Annotated in this window: 12 protein-coding genes; 7 read left to right on the forward strand and 5 right to left on the reverse strand. The window is 68.6% G+C overall.

Annotation, left to right across the window (positions count from 1 at the left end; all coding sequences use genetic code 11):
- Nucleotides 1–128: 128 nt before the first annotated feature.
- Both J3367_RS00615 and J3367_RS00620 read right to left on the reverse strand, forming a co-directional pair.
- Nucleotides 129–6,404, reverse strand: coding sequence for a translocation/assembly module TamB domain-containing protein (locus J3367_RS00615; protein ID WP_024349232.1), 6,276 nt, complete (start codon nt 6,402–6,404; stop codon nt 129–131).
- On the reverse strand, nt 6,404–8,341 hold the full coding sequence (locus tag J3367_RS00620) for an autotransporter assembly complex protein TamA (RefSeq protein ID WP_024349231.1): 1,938 nt from the start codon (nt 8,339–8,341) through the stop codon (nt 6,404–6,406). Before J3367_RS00620 ends, J3367_RS00615 begins: the two co-directional genes overlap by 1 nt.
- Before the next feature lie 524 nt (nt 8,342–8,865).
- Here J3367_RS00620 and J3367_RS00625 point away from each other — a divergent pair.
- From J3367_RS00625 to J3367_RS00645, 5 genes are all read left to right on the forward strand, one after another.
- Nucleotides 8,866–9,354 (forward strand): (2Fe-2S)-binding protein, encoded by a 489-nt coding sequence (locus tag J3367_RS00625; RefSeq protein WP_024349230.1) that lies wholly within the window; start codon nt 8,866–8,868, stop codon nt 9,352–9,354.
- 94 nt (nt 9,355–9,448) lie between these two features.
- A complete protein-coding gene (locus J3367_RS00630; protein ID WP_024349229.1) occupies nt 9,449–11,794 on the forward strand; it encodes a xanthine dehydrogenase family protein molybdopterin-binding subunit in 2,346 nt (781 codons plus the stop codon).
- A 136-nt stretch (nt 11,795–11,930) separates the two neighbouring features.
- Nucleotides 11,931–12,737, forward strand: coding sequence for an FAD binding domain-containing protein (locus J3367_RS00635; protein WP_024349228.1), 807 nt, complete (start codon nt 11,931–11,933; stop codon nt 12,735–12,737).
- Nucleotides 12,738–12,940: 203 nt separating this feature from the next.
- Entirely contained in the window at nt 12,941–14,185 is a 1,245-nt protein-coding gene (locus tag J3367_RS00640; RefSeq protein ID WP_024349227.1) for a putative DNA modification/repair radical SAM protein, read from the forward strand.
- 103 nt (nt 14,186–14,288) lie between these two features.
- Nucleotides 14,289–15,752 (forward strand): UdgX family uracil-DNA binding protein, encoded by a 1,464-nt coding sequence (locus tag J3367_RS00645; RefSeq protein WP_024349226.1) that lies wholly within the window; start codon nt 14,289–14,291, stop codon nt 15,750–15,752.
- Here the strand turns inward: J3367_RS00645 and J3367_RS00650 are convergent.
- From J3367_RS00650 to J3367_RS00660, 3 genes are read right to left on the reverse strand one after another with little or no spacing between them, the layout of a single operon-like run.
- On the reverse strand, nt 15,749–15,901 hold the full coding sequence (locus J3367_RS00650; protein ID WP_202814792.1) for a DUF2474 domain-containing protein: 153 nt from the start codon (nt 15,899–15,901) through the stop codon (nt 15,749–15,751). The genes J3367_RS00645 and J3367_RS00650 overlap by 4 nt on opposite strands.
- Entirely contained in the window at nt 15,898–16,899 is a 1,002-nt protein-coding gene (cydB, locus tag J3367_RS00655) for a cytochrome d ubiquinol oxidase subunit II (RefSeq protein WP_024349225.1), read from the reverse strand. Before cydB ends, J3367_RS00650 begins: the two co-directional genes overlap by 4 nt.
- 13 nt (nt 16,900–16,912) lie before the next feature.
- Nucleotides 16,913–18,334 carry a cytochrome ubiquinol oxidase subunit I gene (locus J3367_RS00660; RefSeq protein ID WP_024349224.1) on the reverse strand — a complete coding sequence of 474 codons (1,422 nt, stop codon included), beginning with the start codon at nt 18,332–18,334 and terminating at the stop codon, nt 16,913–16,915.
- A 218-nt stretch (nt 18,335–18,552) separates the two neighbouring features.
- Here J3367_RS00660 and J3367_RS00665 point away from each other — a divergent pair, with 218 nt between their 5' ends.
- Both J3367_RS00665 and J3367_RS00670 read left to right on the forward strand, forming a co-directional pair.
- The gene (locus J3367_RS00665; RefSeq protein ID WP_024349223.1) at nt 18,553–19,869 is read left to right on the forward strand and encodes a glycerate kinase type-2 family protein; all 1,317 of its coding nucleotides are present in this window, start codon (nt 18,553–18,555) and stop codon (nt 19,867–19,869) included.
- A complete protein-coding gene (locus J3367_RS00670; protein WP_024349222.1) occupies nt 19,866–20,549 on the forward strand; it encodes a D-lyxose/D-mannose family sugar isomerase in 684 nt (227 codons plus the stop codon). Before J3367_RS00665 ends, J3367_RS00670 begins: the two co-directional genes overlap by 4 nt.
- Nucleotides 20,550–20,709 lie beyond the last annotated feature (160 nt).

The raw sequence follows: 20,709 nt of genomic DNA on the forward strand, positions 1-20,709 counted from the left end.
GGACATGCCGGCGCGCTCGTGCCTTCTGGGTCCCCAACGGGCCGACGGCGAGAAAGGTTCATCCGAGAATGTCGTCGCGAGACGCCTGGCGGCGGCGACACTGCGTCACCGCGATCCGGGTCGGACGTCTAGAACTCGCCTTCGTAGAAGACGCCGACCTCGCCGCCGCCGGAGGAGGTCACCGCGCCGCGGGCGCTGAGGCCCGAGCCGAGATCGAGATCGATGGTCACCCGGCCGCTCGTGTCGACGCCGACATAGGTGTTCTCGTTCAGATACTTGCCGACACCCACCGCGGTGGTGCCGTCGGCTGCGGTGCGGATGTCGAGATCGTCGACGCCGAGCTGCGAGCGCAGATTCTCCAGAAGGCCGCTGCTGCCGCCGACGCCGGCGAGCGAGGCCGCGGCTTCGGCGAGCTGGGCGATCTGCAGCGGCGACAGGTCGGAGGTGCCCTGGCCGAAGATCAGCCGTGCCAGCACCTCGTCCTGGGGCAGGGTCGGCTCGGAGGAGAAGTTGAAGCTCGGATCGTCGGCCGGACCGGTGACGGTGATGAATACGGTGGCGTCGCCGGCGGTGGAGCGGGCCACGAGGTCGAGATAGGGCGTCAGGCCGCCGGTGAAGCTCAGCCGACCGCGGTCGAAATCGAGGCGCTTGCCGAGGATGGAGAAGCGGCCGCGCTGCAGGTCGAAGCCGCCGACGACATTCGGGAAGGCGGCCGAGCCGGTGATGGAGATCCGGCCGCCGAGTTCGACGTCGAGGCCGCGGCCGCGCACGAACACCCGATTGGGCGCGTTGAAGGTCAGGTCGAGATCGATGCCGCCGCCGCTGTTGCCGCCATCGGCGCGCTCGGGCGAGATCTCGCGCTGCTGCTCGTAGACGGCGGGGGCGGCGTTGCGATGGGTCACGTCGATGCGGGCGAGCGAGCTCGGCAGGTTTTCCGGCACGAGGACGTTGATCTCCTCGGCATTGATGGTGCCGGCCAGACGCGGCGTGCCCGTCAGCGGCCCGGTGATGGTCAGTTCGGCGTCGAGCCTGGCGGTGACGAGTTCGCCCTTGTTGTAGCGGCCGCCGTCGAGCCGGATCGTGATGTCGGCCGGGAAACCGCCGTCGAGACCAACCGTGCCGGATACGTCGAGCGTGCCGCCGGCGGACAGGTTCGCGTCGAAGGCGCGGATCGTCGCGGTGCGTCCGTCGAGCGAGATGGTCGTCGAGATGTCGTTGAGGGCGAGGTTGGCGCCGGTGTCGATGAAGCGGGCGCCGGTGGTCGAGACCGTGCCGACGATCGCGGGCTGGGACACGGGGCCGGTCACGCGGGCATCGACGAGGACGGTGCCCTGCACGGAGCGGCCGCCTTCGGCGAGGATCCGGTTGGCGAGCGACAGCGGCGCCGAGCCGTTCAGCGACAGGTCGAGCTGCGGCCCGCCGGCAAGGTTCACCGAACCACTGGCGCTGAAGTCGAGGCCGTCGCCGGTCAGGCTGGTGTCGGTGGTGACCACCTGGTCGGCGAAGCGGCCGCTGGTGGTGACGGCCAGGGCGCCGACGCCGGCGGCGCGGGTCTGCTGGATCGACACGCCGCTGGCATTGATGTCGTAGGTGACCGACGGGTTGGACGGGGCGCCGGTGGCGCGGATTGTGCCGTTGATGGTGCCCTGCGGGGCGATGCCGGCCGCCGCGGCGCTGGCGATCGAGGCGGGCAGGGCGCTGATCTCGGCGGTGATGTCGAGGGCATTGGCGCCGGCCGAACCGGTGACGGTGATGGCGCCGCCGCCAACGTCGATACGGGCATTGCCGAGGTTCAGCGTGCCGCCGGCATAGCGGCCTTCCGCGACCGCCTGCAGCGCCGGCGCGCCGGCGGCGCGGCTCTGGGCGACAGACACGTCGGAGGCGGTGATGTCGAAGCTGGCGTCGGGATCGGTGAGCGAGCCCGTGGCCGAGGCCGAGCCGGAGATGGTGCCGCGGGCGCCGAGGCCGTCGACGAAGCCGTTGGCAAGCCCAACGGGCAAGGCGTCGATGGCGACATCGATGTCCAGTTGCTCACCGACCGTGCCGGTGGCCCGGAGCGAGCCGTCACCCACGGTGACGTCGGCGCGCTCGATGGTGGCCGTCCCATCGGCATAGGAGCCGGCGGCGTCGAGGACGAGGGGCGCGACGCCGGACTGGGCGATCTGGCGGGTGGTGATGTCGCTGCCGGCGAGATCGAAGCGAGCCTGCGGATCGGACAGGGAGCCGGTGGCCGTGGCCGAACCGGTGATCGTGCCTTCGGCGTCGAGGCCGTCGACGAAGCCGTTGGCAAGGCCGACCGGCAGGGCGTCGATGGCAAGGCGGAGGTCGAGCTGCTCGCCGACGGTGCCGGTGGCCTTGAGCGAGCCGTCGCCGACGGTCAGGTCGGCGCGCTCGATGGTGGCGGTACCGTTCGCATAGGCGCCGGCGGCGTCGAGGGCGAAGGGCGCGACGCCCGACTGGGCGATCTGGCGAGTCGTGATGCCAGAGCCAGTGAGGTCGAAGCGGGCCTGCGGATCGGCAAGCGAACCGGTGGCGGTCGCGGTGCCGGAGATCGTGCCCTCGGCGCCGAGATCGGGGGCGATGCCATTGGCGAGCCCGACCGGAATGGCATTGACGGCAACGCGCAGGTCGAGGGTCTCGCCTACGGTGCCCTCGGCGGTCAGCGAGCCGTCACCGACGGCGATCTCGGCTTCCGAGAGGGTCAGCGTGCCGTCGGCATAGCGGCCGGCGGCGTCCACCGTCAGCGGGTCGATGCCGCTCTCGGCGATGGCGTCGGCGGTGATGCCCGTGCCGGTCAGGTCGAAGCTGGCGGTCGGATTGTCGAGCGTGCCGGTGGCCGTTCCCTTGCCGGAGACCGTGCCGCGGGCGGCCAAGCCATCGACGAAGCCGTTGGCGAGCCCGACCGGCAGATTGGTCATGGTCACGTCGAGGTCGAGATTCTGGCCGACGCGGCCGGTGGCAACCAACGAACCGTCGCCGACATTGATGACGGCGGTTTCCAGCGCGGCGGTGGCGTCGGCGTAGGTGCCGGTCAGGCGCAGGGCCAGCGGCGCAACGCCGGAGCGGGCGATCTGCCGGGTGGTGATGCCGGTGCCCGAGACGTCGAAGACGGCTTCGGGCTCGATGGTCGAACCCGACGCCGAGGCGGTGCCGGACAGGGTGCCGCTGGCGTCGAGGCCGGGGACGAAACCGTTGACCAGGCCGACCGGCAGGCGGCGCATGGCCAGTTCGATGTCGAGCTGTTCGCCGATTGTGCCGGAGGCGCTGAGCGAGCCATCGCCGACGATCAGTTCGGCGCGGTCGAGGGTCGTGGTGCCGTCGGCATAGGCGCCGGCAACATCGAGGGTCAGCGGATCGATGCCGGCCGCGGCGATCTCCTCGGCGGTGATGCCGGTTCCGGACAGGGCGAAGGTCGCCTGGGGATCACTGCGCGGACCGGTGGCGGTCGCCGTGCCGGTCAGCGTGCCTTCGGCGTCGAGCCCGTCGACGAAGCCGTTGGCCAGCGCCACCGGGACGGCATCCATCGCGACCTCAAGATCGAGCTGGTCACCGATCGTGCCGGACGCGTCGAGCGAGCCGTCGCCGAGATCGAGCCTTGCGGTCTGCAGGGTCAGGGTGCCGCCGGCATAGCTGCCGGTGAGGTTCGCCTGGATCGCGGGTACGCTGGCGGCGCGCGAACTGGCGACGGCGAGGTCGGTGCCGATAATGGCGAAGGTCGCGGCGGGATCGTTTGCCGCGCCGGAGACGGTGGCGGTGCCGCCGATGGTGCCGGCGGCGGCAAGGCCCGGCACGAAGGGATTGGCGGCGGCGGCCGGCACGTCGGTCAGGCGCAGCGCGAGGTCGAGGGTTTCGCCGGCGCTGCCATCCAGGGAAAGGTCGCCGTCCCCGACATCGACGCGGATGCCGGAAAGGGTCGTCACGCCGTCCTCGATCCGAACGATGGCCTCTTCGGCGAGACGGATCGCGGCGTCCTCGATGTCGGCGGTCAAGCGGGTCAGGCGGACCAGCGTCGTGTCGGGCTCGAACAGCACGTTGCCGGCCAGGGCGAAGGGCACGGCGTTGACCTTCGCCTCGGCGACGAGATCGGTGCCCTGTTCGTCTTCGCGCAGCGCCACCTCGAGGTCGCTGACGGCAATGCCGGGTGCTGCAATAGTGCGGGCGGTGACAGTGCCGGTCGGGCGCGGAATGCCGAGATAGTCCTTCACCGACAGGTCGATGCGGGCGCCGTCGAGCGTGTTGCCGGCAACGGAGAGGCGCTCGCCGGTCAGGTCGATGGCGGCGACGGGCATGCCGTCGTTCTCGACAGTGAGGTCGACCTGACCGACGACGTCGCCGGACGCGTCGAGGCTGCCGAGCGCTGCCAGCGGGCCGATGTCGCTGACGTCGATGGCGAGGGTGCCGACCGGGGCGAAGGCGTCGGTCAGGCGCAGATCGCCGGTGATGCTGTTGGGACCCTGGCGGATGGCGAGGTCGGTGATCCGGCGGTCGCCATTGTCCAGCGTCTCGACGGTGGCGTTGCCCGACAGAGGCTGGCCGTCGAGGGTGCCGGTGATGGCGACGCTGCCCGAGGGCGAGGCCGGGTTGAGCGTGCCGCGGGCCTCGACCTTCAGGTCGGCGAGTTCGCGGCCATTGATCGACAGGCCGTTGCCGGAGATCTGCAGATCGAGGTCGGGTTTTTCGACCGGGCCGGAGGCGGTCAGGCTGAATGTCGCGGCACCGGCGAGGGCACCGCTGACGGAGCCGGCCTCGTTGAGGGAACCGGAAATATCGGCGGAGACCGCATCATTTGTGAGGGCGGCGGTGCCATCGATCGTCAGGCCGTCGCCGCGCACGGTCAGCGCCTCGGCGCTCAGCGCGCCGTCCGGGGTGCGGGCGAAGCGGCCGCCGACGGCAAGTTCCTCGCCGGCCAGCGGCACCACGGCGGCCGAGAGGGCGCTGGTCTGGAAGCGCGACTGCACATCGAGGGCAAAGGTCGAGAAATTCAGCGCGGCCTGGCCTTCAATCTGCAGATTGGCGACATCGGTTACCGCCTCGCTCGGCCGGAAGGTCAGTCCCGTGTCGGTCAGGTCGCCGGCAAGCGCGATCTTCACCGGGCCGTTGAGGAAGCGCTGCTGGATGCCGTCGGGCGCGGCGACGGACTGGGCCTCCAGATCGGCATCGAAGGCCCCCCGGAAGCCGGTGAGGTCGAAGCCGGCGCTGGCGATCTTCGCGCTGATCCCCTGGGCCTGATATTCGCCGGAGCCGGCGCGCGGCAGGCGCAGCGTCAGGTCGAGCGCTGCGGCGGAGAGGGCGCCCTTCAGCGTGCCGTCGATGCCGGCAAGCTCGATCCTCGTCTCGCCCGGCGCCTCGCCGAACACGAAGGGGATCGGATCACTGTCGCGCGAGGCGACCGACAGATTCAGGTCGTTGGCGGTGCCCGACAGGTCCAGCGTGCCGCCGGCCGTTGCCGACAGTGCGTCGGAGGAGAGGACCGCCTGCTCGATGGCGTAGGTGCCGTCGTCGCGGATCACCATCTGCAGGTCGAGCGCCGTGCCGCCGGCGACGTAGCGCTGGAACTGTTCGGGTACGAAGCGTTCGGCGGCGACGTTGAGCGAGGCCGAGACGCGCAGACCGGCATCGACATCGTCGGCGCGGGCGGTGAGGGTGGCCGCGGTCTCTGCGCCGACCTCCAGCGAGCCGTTGGCCATGAAGGCCGACAGCGGCCCGGAGCCGTTGATGGTCAGGTCGACGGCCGGGCGGTCGGGAATGTCGAGCAGCGTCGCGACGAGGCCGCCCGCCGGCTCGCTGGCCTTGACGTCGATCTTGAGCTGGTTCTCGGCCGGCGCATAGCCGATCTCCAGCGCGATCTGGCCGGGCTGATCAAGCCGCTCGATGTCGGCCTTCACGTTCAGATCGGTCGGATCGGCGGCAAGCTGCAGGCTGGCTTCGGCGCGCAGCCGGGCACGGGTTCCGGCGATCGCCTCGCCGAGCACGAATTCGTCGATCGCCAGGCGGCGGATATCGGCGGTGATCGAAGGCAGCGAGAAACCGCCGGATTCCTCGCCGGGCGCGGCTTCCGGCTGGCCGGTTGGCAGGCGTTCCAGGACGATGCTGCCGGCAGTCAGCGCGTCGATCGAGACGTTGGAGCGAACGAGAGACAGCGGCGACCAGTCCATGGCGAGGTCGCTGGCTGTCAGGAAGACGCCTTGCGGATCGGAGACGGTGACGTTCTCGATGCGGATGTCGCCGCTCAGCGCGCCCGACAGTCCCTCGATCTTCACCTGCATGGTGTCGGTCGAGACGAGGTTCTCGATCTGGGTCGCGAGGAACTGCTGGGCCTGCGCCGGGCGGCTCGGGGCAAGCGCCACGAAGCCACCCAGGACGAGGGTCGCCGCGATCTGCAGGAAGCGTCCGGCACGTATCATCAGAAGGCCTGTCCGATTCCGGCGTAGAACTGGAAGCTGGCGTCGCGCGGGCCCGGATCGAGCGGTACCGCGACGTCGACGCGGATCGGCCCGAAGCTGGTCAGGTAGCGCAGGCCGACGCCGGCGCCGAGCTTGAACTCGTTGAAGTCGGGCACGAGGTCGTCCGACACCGTGCCGCCGTCGACAAAGGGTACGATCTGGATCTTGTCGGTCACCGCCACGCGGGCTTCGAGCGAGGCTTCGAACAGCGACAGGCCGCCGGTGGGCGTGTCGGTGAAGTCGGGATTGAAGCCGCTGCCGGCCGGCACGCTGGACGGATAATAGGGGCCGATTGACTGGAATTCGTAGCCGCGGACCGAGCCGCCGCCGCCGGCGAAGAAGCGCCGGTCGTTGGGCACTTCGCCGAGATCGGCGCCGAAGATGGTGCCGTAGCCGACGCGGCCTGCGAGAACGAGCCTGTCGTTCTCGGTCAGTGACAGGTAGCTCGACGTATCGACGCGCGTCTTCACGAAGGCGGCGCCGTCGTCGACATTGTAGGTCGGCTCGGCGAAGGCCTTGGCGAAGATGCCCTCGGTGGGGTTCAACTCGTTGTCGCGGCTGTCGAAGGTGTAGGTGACCGGCACCGAGGCGAGGAGATAGTCCCGCTCGCCGAGGAAGTCGCCGATGGTCTCGTATTCGCCGCGCACCGTGGCGCTCAGCTTCTGCTGCTCGTCGATCTTGTATTCGACACCGCTGGTGACGGCGACGAATTCGCGGTCATAGGCCAGCGGCTGCTGCCGGCCGGCCTCGATCGAGCCGATATAGACCGAATCGGGACCGAGCACGCCGGGCTTCTTGAACACCAGCGAGGTGGCGTAGTCCGGGCCGCTGATCTCGCGGGCCTCGTCGCTGATCGCGGTGGCGCCGATGCGCGAGATCGAGGCGTCGAGGCGGATCGATTCCGCCCGGCCGAACAGGTTGCGATAGCCGACATAGCCCGAGGCGCCGGCGCCCTCGGTGTTGGAGTAGGTGGCGCCGAGGCCGTAGAAGCCGAACTTGCGCTCGGCCACCTCGACCTGCACCGGCAGGGTGCCGTCGGCGGCCTGGGCCGCGCCGGGCTTCACCGTCACGCTGGAAAACACACCGAGCTCGACGAGGCGCTTGCGGGCCGCGGCCAGTTCGTCGGGCGAGAAGACCTCGCCGGCCTTCACGCCGGCCATGTAGGCGACGAAGCCGGGATCGACGTCGGTGGTGCCGTCCACCCAGGTCTCGCCGAAGGGGACGATGTCGCCGGGCGACACGTCAAGGGAATAGTCCAGCTCGTCGGTGGCGGCGTCCGCCACGGTCTCGCGGCCGGTCACGGCGACGAAGGGGCGGCCCTGGTTGCGCAGGTCGCGCAGGAGCTTCGCCTCGCCTTCCAGGACATCGACGGAGTTCGCCGAGCCGCCGCGCACCAGGCCGTATTCGGCCGGATCGACGGGCAGGCCGCCGGTGGTGATCGCCACGCGGCCGAGTTCGTAGACCGGACCGGGCGTCACGCGGATCGTCACCGGCACGGGGCGCGAGGTGTCGAATTTCGTGTCCGGCGGCAGGTCGGCGAGGTTGCGGCCCTCGATGAAGATGTCGACGAGGCCGTCGTATCGGGCGTTCTCGTAGAGCGTCGCGACGAGGCGCTTGCGGTCGGTCTTCGCCTTGGCGATCAGGCCCAGCGAGCCGGAGACCGGATCGCTGGCGTCGGAGACGAGGACCGAGGCATCCTTCAGGGCGGTTTCGATGTCGCCGTCAGCGGTCACGCCCGGCGCCAGCGACAAGGATGCCGTGTAGGAGATCGGGTTGATGATATCGGTGGCGTCGTCGGTCTCGTCCTCGAAGAACTTGAATCCGAAGATTTCGAAGGCCGCGGCGCGCTGCGGAGCCGCCATGACGAGCACCGCCCCGAGGGCAGCGCGTGCAAGCATGTGGCTGGTGTGGAACCGATACCGCAAAGACGCCAGTTTCCCGTTGACCGCATTGACCGTTGGAGCGGCACCCGAAGCCGGCTTCACGATGTCCGGTGACGGCGCACGAAAGGCTGCCGCGACCCCTCCTCGGGCTGGCGGTCAGCATGCTGGGATTTGATGAAATAACAACCTACTGGCGGGGATATTTCGTCCGGTGACGTTAACGTGTAGCTGATTTCCGCCGGTCCCGTGCCGCCGGGGTCACACCTGTCGGAACGTCATTGCGACGCTTGGCCGCGAGGTCGGGCGGCAGACGATTTGAAGGGCAGGCGCCGGCCTCTCCGCACCGGTGGTTTCGGCTGCAACCAGACCCGCGCCGGCGACGCCGTACCATGGAACGATTCTGAAAAGCGCTTGAAGCGATCCCCGGCAAAGGGCAAGCTCGCGCCGGAGCCGTGGCGTGGGTAGTCGACGCCTCGCAGACATTCGCCCGTCCGGCAGCGATGCGGGACGATGCGATCAGACCCCCGGGGAGGATATCGATGAGTGACGTGACGATCACGGTGAACGGTCGGGAGATGAAGGGCGCGGTCGAAGACCGCACACTGCTCGTCACCTTCCTGCGCGAAAATCTCGGCCTGACCGGCACCCATGTCGGCTGCGACACCTCGCAGTGCGGGGCCTGCGTGGTCCATGTGGACGGCAAGGCCGTGAAGTCCTGCACCATGCTGGCCGTCCAGGCCTCGGGCGCCTCGGTGACGACGATCGAGGGACTGGCCGACGGCGCCGAGCTGCATCCGGTGCAGACGGCCTTCCGCGAGCATCACGGCCTGCAGTGCGGCTTCTGCACCCCGGGCATGATCATGACGGCGGTCGACCTGATCCGCCAGCACGGCAGCGCGCTCGACGAGAAGGCGGTGCGCGACGGCCTGGAGGGCAACATCTGTCGCTGCACCGGCTACCACAACATCGTCAAGGCGATCCTGGCCGCCGCCGGCGCATCGCAGCCGCAGCAGGTCGCGGCCGAATAGGGAGGCAGGGCGGCCTTCGGGTCGCCACGGATCAGGGCGGCCGCAGCGATCCCGACGGTGATCCCGGCCCCCGGCGAAAATTGGGAGGTTTTCTATGGGTATCGAAGGCATCGGCGCAAAGGTTCTGCGCAAGGAGGATCGCCGGTTCATCACCGGACGTGGCCGCTATGTCGACGACATGGTCGTGCCGGGCATGAAATACGCGGCGTTCGTGCGCTCGCCCCACGCCCATGCGACGATCTCCGGCATCGACATGGACGAGGCCAAGGGAATGCCGGGCGTCATCGGCATCCTGACCGGCGAGCAGCTGCAGGGCGACGGCATCGGCAATCTGATCTGCGGCTGGGCGGTGTCCTCCAAGGACGGCACGCCGATGAAGATGGGCGCCTGGCCGGCGCTGGCGGTGGAGAAGATCCGCCATGTGGGCCAGGCCGTCGCGGTGGTGGTCGCCGAAACCCAGATGCAGGCGCGCGACGCGGCCGAAGCGGTGATGGTCGACTATGACGAGCTGCCGGCCGTGGTCAGCGCCGTCGAGGCGCTGAAGGATGGCGCGCCGCAACTCCATCCGGAAGCCGAGAACAACCTGATCTTCGACTGGGAGCTGGGCGACAAGGGCGCGACCGACGCGGCCTTCACCAATGCCGCCCACGTCACCAGGCTGCACATCGTCAACAACCGGCTGGTGCCGAACCCGATGGAGCCGCGCGCGGCACTCGGCCATTACGACGCCGCCGACGACCACTACACCTGCTGGACCACCTCGCAGAATCCGCATGTCGCCCGGCTGGTGATGAGCGCCTTCTACAATGTCGCGCCGGAGCACAAGCTGCGGGTGATCGCGCCGGATGTGGGCGGCGGCTTCGGCTCCAAGATCTACATTTATCCCGAAGAGATCGTCTGCCTGTGGGCATCCAAGCGCACAGGCGTGCCGGTGAAGTGGACGTCCGATCGCACCGAGGCGTTCCTGACCGACGCCCACGGCCGCGACCACGTGACCGAAGTCGAGATGGCGCTGGACGCCGACAACAAGATCCTCGGCCTCAAGGTCGACACGGTGGCCAATCTGGGCGCCTACATGTCGCTGTTCTCGTCGGCGACCCCGACCTATCTCTACGCGACGCTGCTGTCGGGCCAGTACGACATCCCGGCGATCCACGCCAATGTCAGGGCCGTCTACACCAACACCGTGCCGGTGGACGCCTATCGGGGCGCCGGCCGGCCCGAGGCGACCTACGTCATCGAGCGGACTATGGAGACGGCAGCGCGCGAGCTCGGTGTTTCGCCGGCGGAACTGCGCCGCAAGAACTTCATCCGCTCCTTCCCGCACCAGACGCCGGTCATCATGGCGTATGACGCCGGCGATTTCGACGCGACGCTGGATGCCGGCATGCAGGCGGCGGACGTCGCCGGCTTCGAGGCCCGCCGGGCCGAGGCCCAGTCCCGCGGCAAGCTGCGCGGCCTCGGCATGAGCTGCTACATCGAGGCCTGCGGCATTGCGCCGTCGAAGGCGGTGGGCTCGCTCGGCGCCGGCGTCGGCCTGTGGGAATCGGCCGAGGTCCGGGTCAATCCGGTCGGCACGATCGAGATTCTCACCGGCTCGCACAGCCACGGCCAGGGCCACGAGACGACCTTCGCCCAGCTCGTCGCCGAGCGTTTCGGCCTGCCGGTCGACAACGTCCAGGTGATCCATGGCGACACCGACAAGGTGCAGTTCGGCATGGGCACCTATGGCTCGCGCTCCGGCGCGGTCGGCATGTCGGCGATCCACAAGGCGCTCGACAAGGTCGAGGCCAAGGCCAAGAAGATCGCCGCGCATCTCCTGGAAGCCGACGAGGGCGACATCGTCATCGAGAATGGCGAGGTGAAGGTCGCGGGCACCGACAAGTCGCTGGGCTGGCACGAGGTCTGTCTCGGCGCCTATACCGGCCACAATCTGCCGGACGGCATGGAGCCGGGCCTGAAGGAGGGCGCGTTCTACGATCCGACCAACTTCACCTTCCCGGCCGGCTGCTACATCTGCGAGGTCGAGGTGGATCCGGAGACCGGCACCACCGAGATCGTGCAGTTCGTCGCGGCCGACGATTTCGGCCGGGTTATCAATCCGATGATCGTCGAGGGACAGGTGCATGGCGGTCTCGCCCAGGGCATCGGCCAGGCTTTGCTGGAAGGCGCCCATTACGACGAGACCGGCCAGCTCGTGACGGCGTCCTACATGGACTATGCCATGCCGCGGGCCTGGGATCTGCCGATGTTCGACGTGTCGACCAACGAGACGCTGTGCCCCGGCAATCCGCTCGGCATGAAGGGCTGCGGCGAGGCCGGCGCGATCGGTTCGCCGCCGGCCGTCATCAACGCCATCACCGATGCCATCGGCAACAACGACCTGACCATGCCGGCGACGCCGCAGAAGGTGTGGCGGGCGCTCCACGCCGTCACCTGACGGCGGCCTGATCGTCCGGCGGCCGCAGACTGGCCGCCGGCAGCCTTCCGGGACCCCTGGTCCCATCGAGACAGCCGCGCCGCGCGGCCCGCGCCTGGACAGGACAGGCGCGACCCGGCGCCAAGGGAGACCTGAGATGTACGAGACCACCTATCATCGCCCCTCGACCCTCGACGAGGCCGTCCGGCTGGTCGGCGACAGCGGCGGGGAGGGCAAGTTCCTCTCCGGCGGGATGACGTTGATCCCGACCATGAAGCAACGCCTCGCCGCCCCGACGGCGCTGGTCGATCTGCGCCACGTCGCCGAGCTCAAGGGCATCAGCGTCGAGGGCCGCTCGATCCGCATCGGCGGTGGCACGACCCATGCCGAGATCGCTGCCCATGAGGGCATCAAGTCGACCTGTCCGGGCTTTGCCTCGCTGGCCGGGCTGATCGGCGACATTGCCGTGCGCCACATGGGCACGATCGGCGGCTCGGTCGCCAATTACGATCCGGCCGCCGATTATCCGGCCGCCCTGAAGGCGATGGGCGCGACGATCCACACCTCCAAGCGCGAAATGCCGGCGGACGAATTCTTCGTCAGCCTGTTCGAGACCGCGCTGGAAGAGGACGAGATCGTCACCGCGGTGTCCTTCGAGGCGCCGGACCAGTGCGGCTACGAGAAGTTTCGCAACCCGGCCTCGCGCTACGCCATGTGCGGCGTATTCGTCGCCAAGCGTGGCGATGGCGTGAAGGTCGGCGTCACCGGCGCGGGCTCGAACGGCACGTTCCGCTGGGAAGCCGCCGAGCAGGCGCTGTCGGCGAATTTCGACGGCTCCGCCATTGAGGGGCTGTCGGTCGATCCGAGCGACATGCTGGCCGATCTGCACGGCTCGTCGGATTACCGGGCCAACCTCGTCAAGGTCGTCACCAAGCGCGCGGTCGCCAAGGCGCAGTCGCACTAGGCTTCGGCAACCCTTCCATGATGCGACGGCCGGGCTTCAGCCCGGCCGTTTTCGTTTGTGGGCTCGTACAGGATGGCGCCTCGCATCTAGCGCAGCCCGAAGCGCTTGGAGCGGCTCCGGAGTGACCACCTGCGACAGCCTGTAGCAGGGCAATCCGGCCGCGACCGCTCGCAGGAACATTCCGAGAACCCTATACAGGCGGGATGGCCAAGACCACACTCATCGACAAGCTGGCGATCCTCTCGGACGCCGCCAAATACGACGCCTCCTGCGCGTCCAGCGGCTCGACCCGCCGCGACTCGTCGAAGTCCGGCGGCATCGGCTCGACCGAAGGCTCGGGCATCTGCCATGCCTACGCTCCGGACGGGCGCTGCATCTCGCTGCTCAAGATCCTGATGACGAATTTCTGCGTCTATGACTGCGTCTATTGCGTCAATCGCTCGTCGTCGAACGTGCCGCGGGCGCGTTTTTCGGTGCAGGAGGTCGTCGACCTGACGATGTCCTTCTACCGGCGCAACTACATCGAGGGGCTGTTTCTCTCCTCCGGCATCATCCGCAGCTCCGACTACACGATGGAGGAGATGGTCCGGATCGCCCGCAAGCTGCGGCTGGAGGAGAATTTCCGCGGCTACATCCACCTGAAGACGATCCCCGACGCCGCACCGGCGCTGATCGAGGAGGCGGGGCTGTTCGCCGACCGCCTGTCGATCAACATCGAGCTGCCGACCGACGTGACACTGGAAGCCTTCGCGCCGGAAAAGAACCCGCGCGATATCCGCAGGTCGATGGGGCATCTGCGCGCCAAGATCGAGGAGCACAAGGGCGAGAAGCGGGACCGTGCCAAGCCGAAGCGCTTTTCGCCCGGCGGCCAGTCGACCCAGATGATCATCGGCGCCGACGGATCGGACGACGACGCGATCCTTGGCCGGTCGGAAAATCTCTACGGCAATTATCATCTGAAGCGCGTCTATTACTCGGCCTTCTCGCCGATCCCCGACGCCTCGAGCCGGCTGCCGCTCTCCAAGCCGCCGCTGATGCGCGAGCACCGGCTTTACCAGGCCGACTGGCTGATGCGCTTCTACGGCTTCGACCGCGGCGAAATCGTCGCGGGCGGCGACGGGGGCATGCTGGATCTGGCGATCGACCCGAAGCTCGCCTGGGCGCTGAAGCATCGCGAGCGGTTTCCCGTCAACGTCAACCGTGCCGACCGCGAGATGCTCTTGCGGGTGCCGGGTCTCGGCACGCGGGCGGTGAACCGCATCCTGTCGACGCGGCGGCATCGCAGCCTGCGCCTCGACGACGTGGCGCGGCTCTGCCAGTCGGTGGACAAGGTTCGGCCGTTCATCGAGGCGCTCGACTGGTCGCCGGGCGCGGCGACGGACAGCGCCGGTTTGCGCGAACGCTTCGTGCCGAAGGTGCAGCGGACGGCCCAGCTCGAACTGTTCTGAGCGTCGCGCCTTACACAAGCCGCCGACCGGGCCGCGGGGCATCGGCGGGAACCGCGGCACCGTCATGCAGGTTTCATTTCGTCCCGCAGGCGAGCCCGATCCCATGTATGTTGCGTGTCTTTCCTTCTCCGCCGATTTCGACGCGTGGCGCCAGGCGGCGCGCACGGCGCTGGCGCTCGGCGTGCCGCCGGATGAGATGAGCTTCACGGTCGGTGACGAAACCGCGGGCCTCTTCGCCGAGCCGCTGCCCCCGGCGCCCGCCGGCGCGCCGCAGCCGACCGCGCCGAAGGCGTTTCCCGAACTGGCGGCCAAGCTGGTCTGCCATGCCGATGCCGACCGCTTCGTCTTCGCCTATCGCCTGCTGTGGCGCCTGCAACGCGAAAAGAAGCTCCTGGAGATCGCGTCGGACCCGGACATCCTGCGCGCCGCCGAGATGGAAAAGGCGGTCCGCCGCGACAGCCACAAGATGAAGGCCTTCGTGCGCTTTCGCGAGATCGAGGACGACGAAGGCCGCCGCCACTACGTCGCCTGGTTCGAGCCGTTCCACCACATCGTCGAACACACCGCGCCGTTCTTCGCCCGGCGCTTCGCCGGGATGGTCTGGACCATCCTGACGCCGGAGCGCAGCGCCCATTGGGACGGCAGCGAGCTGACCTTCCTGCCCGGCGCGACGAAGGACATGCGGCCGGAGGGCGACGACATGGAGGCGCTGTGGCTCACCTATTACGCGTCGATCTTCAACCCGGCGCGGCTCAAGGTGAACGCCATGCGCGCCGAGATGCCGAAGAAATACTGGGCGAACATGCCCGAGACGGCGCTGATCAAGCCGCTGATCGCCAGGGCCGAGGCCGCGTCGCGGCGAATGATCGAGACCGCGCCGACCTTGCCCAGCCTGCGGCACGAACGCCAGAAGGAGCGCGACATGGCACGACAACCCGAGCTGGCGGCGCAGCCTGCGGGCGAGCGCCCGACATCGATCGCCGCGGCGCGGGAGGCGGCCAGCCACTGCCGCGCCTGCCCGCTGTGGGAGCCGGCGACGCAGACGGTATTCGGGCGAGGGCCGGAGGATGCACCGGTCATCTTCGTCGGCGAGCAGCCGGGCGACCAGGAGGACATTGCCGGCGAGCCCTTCGTCGGGCCGGCGGGAAAGGTGTTCGACGCGGCGCTGAGCGAGGCCGGGATCGACCGCAGCCGCGCCTATGTGACCAATGCCGTGAAGCACTTCAAGTTCGCGCCGCGCGGCAAGCGGCGCATCCACGCCAAGCCGAATGGCGGCGAGGTGCGGGCCTGCCGCTGGTGGCTGGACCTCGAACGCGACCTGATCCGGCCGAAGCTGATCGTCGCGCTGGGCGCGACGGCGGCCTCCGCCGTCCTCGGCAAGACCGTGACGATCCGCGACACGCGGTCGAAGCTGATCGACCTCGACGAGGGGACCCGGGCGCTGGTCACCGTGCATCCGTCCTACATCCTGAGGCTGCCCGACAAGGCCACGCAGGAGCGAGAGCGCGAAGCCTTCCACGCGGACATGGCGCTGGTGCGCGAGACGGTGCCGGAACTGGCGCTCTAGCCGATCAGGACGAGACGGATGCCGTAGCCGACCGTGGCGACGGCGGCGACGCCGCCGAGCCACAGGAGCGCGAACCAGCCGAGCCGGCTTTTCAGGCTACCCGGCGCCGCGTCCCCGGTCTCCGGGCGGTCGCCGTGCCGCGCCGTCAATGGTGGTATCCTTCGCCCTCGCGGACTTTGCCGCGGAAGACCCAGTAGGAATAGCCGGTATAGGCGAGGATCAGCGGGATCAGCACCGTCGCCCCGACAAGGAGGAACATCAGCGAGGATTCCGGTGCGGCCGCCTCCCAGATGGTGACATGGGGCGGGATGATGTCGGGATAGAAGGTGATCCCGAGCCCGGCAAAGGACAGGACGAAGATCGCCAGCGCCGACAGGAACGGCCGGATCTCCTTGCCGGTCGCCAGCGACTGGAACAGGCTGAAGGTGGCCAGCGCGACAAGGATCGGCACCGGCGCCACGTAGAAGATCTGCGGGAAGGTGAACCAGCGCAGATAGAACTGGTCTTCCATGAACGGCATCCACAGGCTGACCACGCCGATCAGGACCATGGTGCCGACCGCCGAGATCCACGCGTAGCGGCGGGCGATGTCGTGCAGTTCGCCCTCGGTCTTCATGACCAGCCAGGTGGCGCCCAGCAGCGCGTAGCCGACCACGACGGCAACGCCGGTCATCAACGAGAAGGGCGTCAGCCAGTCGAACCAGCCGCCGGCATAGGCGCGGCCGTCGATGTCGATGCCCTGGACCAGCGTGCCGAGGGCAACGCCCTGGCTGAAGGCGGCGACGATCGAGCCGACGAAGAACGACACGTCCCACATCCAGCGACCGCGCACCGTCTTGAAGCGGAACTCGAAGGCCACCCCGCGGAAGATGAGCGCCAGGAGCATGGCGATGACCGGCGCGTAGATGGCCGGCATGATGATCGCGTAGGCCAGCGGGAAGACCGCGAACAGGCCGCCGCCGCCCAGCACCAGCCAGGTTTCGTTGCCGTCCCAGATCGGCGCCACCGTGTTCATGGCGGTGTCGCGGTTCTCGTGCCGGCCGAGCAGCGGGAACAGGATGCCGGTGCCCAGGTCGAAGCCGTCCAGAATGACATAGGCAATGACCGCAAAGGCGATGATGAAGGCCCAGAGTACAGCGAGATCCATCTGCGTCGGCCTCCTATTCCGCCGGTTCGGGTTTGTTGCGGCCTTCCAGCGAGAAGGCGGGCGTGATGCCGGCCGAGCGCGTCGGATGGTGATCCGGCGTGTCGTCCTCTGCCGGGCTGGGCAGCTTCGACATCAGGCGCATGATGTAGAATGTGCCGGCGCCGAACAGCACGAAATACACCACGATGAACGCCACCAGCGAGGTGCCTACCGCTTCGGCGGCGATCGGCGAATGGCTCTCGGCGGTGCGCAGCAGGCCGAAGACCGTGAAGGGCTGGCGCCCCATCTCGGTGGTGACCCAGCCGCAGATCACCGCGACGAAGCCCATCGGCCCCATGGCGATCATGGCGCGCTGAAGCCAGGGCGAATCGTAGAGCGAGCCGCGGAAGCGCTTGAACAGCGACCACAGGCCGATGCCGAGCATGGCGAAGCCGATGCCGACCATCACCCGGAAGGTCCAGAAGATCACCGTCGAGTTCGGCCAGTCCTCGCGCGGGAAGGCGTCGAGGCCCTGCACCTCGCCGTCGAGCGAATGGGTGAGGATCAGCGAGCCGAGATAGGGCACGTTGACGGCATAGTCGGTCCGGCCTTCCTCCATGTTCGGGATGCCGAACAGGGTGAGCGGCATCGCACCGTCGGAATTCGTCTCGAAATGCCCCTCGATCGCGGCGATCTTGGCGGGCTGGTGCTCCAGCGTGTTGGTGCCGTGCAGGTCGCCGGCAACGATCTGGATCGGCGCGACGATGGTCGCCATCCACAGCGCCATCGAGAACATCGTGCGGGCCATCTGGTTGCTGCGGTCGCGCAGCAGATGGAACGCCCCGACCGCGCCGACGATGAAGGCCGTGGTGAGATAGGCGGCCAGCACCATGTGCACCAGCCGGTAGGGGAAGGACGGGTTGAAGACGATCGCCCACCAGTCCTCCGGCACGAACTGGCCGGCGGCATTGTAGCTGAAGCCGGCCGGCGTCTGCATCCAGGAGTTCACCGAGAGGATCCAGAAGGCCGAGAACAGCGTGCCGAGGGCGACGACGACCGTGGCGGCGAAGTGCAGCTTGTCGCCGACGCGCTTGCGGCCGAACAGCATGATGCCGAGGAAGCCGGCTTCCAGGAAGAAGGCGGACAGCACCTCGTAGCCCATCATGGGGCCGAGGATCGGCCCGGTCTTGTCGGAGAAGACGGACCAGTTGGTGCCGAACTGGTAGCTCATCACGATGCCGGAGACGACACCCATGCCGAAGCTCAGGGCGAAGATCTTGATCCAGTAGTTGAAGGTGTCGATGTAGACCGACCGCCCGGTCGCCAGCCACAGGCCCTCGAGAACCGCGAGGAACGAGGCGAGGCCGATGGTGAAGGCCGGAAATATGATGTGGAACGAGATGGTGAAGGCGAACTGGAAGCGGGCGAGGGTGACCGGGTCGAAACCTTCGAACATGGTTTTGCCTTCAACATTTATCTGGCGCGTGGATGCACCCAAGATGGACGCTGCGACAAGGTCAGAGTAGGCCTCTGCGACCATTTTGCCAGCGTATGGGCGCGAGGCCGTGCGGCTTTTTCCGCGCGCCGTGACCCGATCTCGATCCCCACTTGTGCGGTTTCCCCGTGCCGTTCTTCTGGTATGGATGCCCCGGGACGATGCGGGGAGGGATTTGCATGAACACGACGGGATGGTCGGGGGACCTGACGACGATCTTCGAGGCGGCCGTTGCGGCGGCCCATCCGGCGAGCATTCTCGCCGCGCATCTGCCGCCGCCGCCGCCGGGGCGCATCGTCATCCTCGCCGCCGGCAAGGCCGCGGCCTCGATGGCCGCCGCCGCGGTCGCCCATTACACGCAGACGCACGGCGTGCCGGCCGACCGGCTCACCGGCATCGCGGTCACCCGCGACGGCTATGCGCTCGACGCCGGGCCGATCCCGGTGGTCGAAGCCGGGCATCCGCTGCCCAACGCGCATGGGCTGGAGGCGACGGCGAAGGTCGTCGCGCTGGCCGAAGCGGCCGGGCCGGACGACCTCGTGCTGGCACTGATCTCCGGCGGCGGCTCGGCCAACTGGCTGCTGCCGGCCGAGGGTATCTCGCTTGCCGACAAGCAGGCCGTGACGAAGGCGATGCTGCGCAGCGGCGCCGGCATCGGCGAGATCAACTGCGTGCGCAAGCATCTGTCGCAGATCAAGGGCGGGCGCCTCGCCCATGCCTGCGGCGACGCGCGGCTGATCACCCTGGCGATCTCCGACGTGCCCGGCGACGATCCGAGCGTCATCGCCTCCGGACCCACCGTGCCGGACGCAACGACGCTCGCTGATGCGCGGGCAATCATCGAAAAGCGCGGCATCGACCTGCCGGCCTCCTGCAAGGCCGCGCTGGACGATCCGGCCAACGAGACGCCGAAGCCGGGCAATCCGGTCTTCGAGCAGGCCGAATACAAGATCGTGGCGACCCCTGCGGCCTCGCTCGACGCCGCCGCGAAGACCGCCGAGCGGCTCGGCTACAGGGTGGTCAGCTTCGGCGCCGACGTGGAGGGCGAGGCGCGGGACGTGGCGGCCGAACATGCCCGCATCGCGCTGGAGGCCGTTGAGGCCGGCGACCGGGTCGCGATCCTGTCGGGCGGCGAACTGACGGTGACGATCCGCGGCGAGGGCCGCGGCGGGCCGAACCAGGAATATGCCCTGGCCCTGGCGCTGGCGCTTGGCGCCCATCCCGGCATCGCGGCGCTCTCCGGCGACACGGACGGCACCGATGGCGGGACCGGCCTTGCCAGCGATCCGGCCGGCGCCTTCGTCCTGCCGGACACGCTCGCCAAGGCGGCGGCCGCCGGGCTCGACGCCGAGGCGGCACTGGCGGCGAACGATTCGACCGGCTTCTTCGAGGCCATCGACGGCCTGTTCGTGCCGGGCCCGACCCACACCAATGTCAACGACTGCCGGATCATCCTCGTCGATCCGGCGGCGAGCTCCGAAGGGAGGCCGGCATGAAGCGTTCCCGCGTCAACGAAATCCTCAGGGAAGCGGATTCCTACATCCGTTCCTTCGGCTACGTCATGCCGCCCTTCGCCTATCTCTCCCCGAACGAGATGAAGGCGCGGCGGGCCGATCTGTCGACCATCGTGGAGCGCCGGCTCGGCTGGGACGTGACCGATTACGGCAAGGGCGATTTCGACCGGATGGGGCTGTTCCTGTTCACCACGCGCAACGGCGACGCGGCGGATCTGAAGGCCGGCGGCGGCATGCTCTATGCCGAGAAGATCATGATCTCCCGCCACGACCAGTATTCGCCGATGCACCGGCACATCGTCAAAGCCGAGGACATCATCAATCGCGGCGGCGCCAAGCTGGCGATCCAAATGCATGAAAGCGCGCCCGACGGCTCCGTCGACGAGAGCGCCGAGGTCACCGTCGTCACCGACGGGATCACTCGGCGGCTGCCGGCCGGCGGCGTCCTGATGCTGGAGCCCGGCGAAAGCGTGACGCTGCTGCCCGGCAACTGGCACGCCTTCTGGGGCGAGGGCGGCGACGTCCTGATCGGCGAGGTCTCCACCGTCAACGACGATCTGACCGACAATGTCTTCCGCGAGCCGCTCGGCCGGTTTTCCGAGATCGAGGAGGACGAGGACCCGATGCTGCTGCTGGTCTCCGACTACGACACATGGCTCTGAGCCTGCCACGGCTTCGTTGAAGCCTGCTTCGGCGCGGGACGCCGTCCGACAGTCGCGCCTTCCTGTGGACAGGTCCTCGCCGTCTCGACTCTCGCCGGGGCGGGCGTGATAGGTTCCGGCCACGTCCCCTCGACGACCGGACCGCGCCGCCAAGGCAGGC

Source organism: Aurantimonas sp. NFXS3 (assembly GCF_049132005.1).
In the GTDB taxonomy this organism is placed as follows: Bacteria; Pseudomonadota; Alphaproteobacteria; order Rhizobiales; family Rhizobiaceae; genus Aurantimonas; species Aurantimonas coralicida.